General features: G+C 47.2%; 1 protein-coding gene. It reads right to left on the bottom strand.

Translation table 11 applies throughout. From position 1 onward, the window contains the following. On the bottom strand, positions 1-351 hold a 351-nt coding region (locus F0L74_RS34830), incomplete at its 3' end, for an eS1 family ribosomal protein (protein WP_246197969.1). Positions 352-358: the final 7 nt, after the last annotated feature.

Raw genomic sequence — 358 nt, forward strand, 5'->3', positions numbered from 1 at the left:
GTCGCGTGTAATGATTTCACACAATTTCTTTCTGATTGCTCTGACCTGAGTGTGCTGGGCGTAGCACGTCTTGCGTTGGCTCAAGGAGTCCTTATTGGTGAAACCAATGCAGAAGACACGTAGAACGTATCCATCGGTTGTCTTCACATCAATGTTGGCTTCGATGAGAGTCTGCCATTTTTTAACCATCCACCTGAGCTTATCGGTTGTGAGGTCCATGCCGTGGAAGTTGCAGAGCACATTACGTCCTTGCACATATTCGGCGATTAATCTGAATTTGCGGAAAGACCTTTCCGCGTCAGTGTCAGCTTGTAGATCAGCCAGGGAAACTTCGAAAACTCTTCCCTTCAATCCTTCC

Source organism: Chitinophaga agrisoli (assembly GCF_008386695.1).
GTDB classification, from domain to species: domain Bacteria; phylum Bacteroidota; class Bacteroidia; order Chitinophagales; family Chitinophagaceae; genus Chitinophaga; species Chitinophaga agrisoli.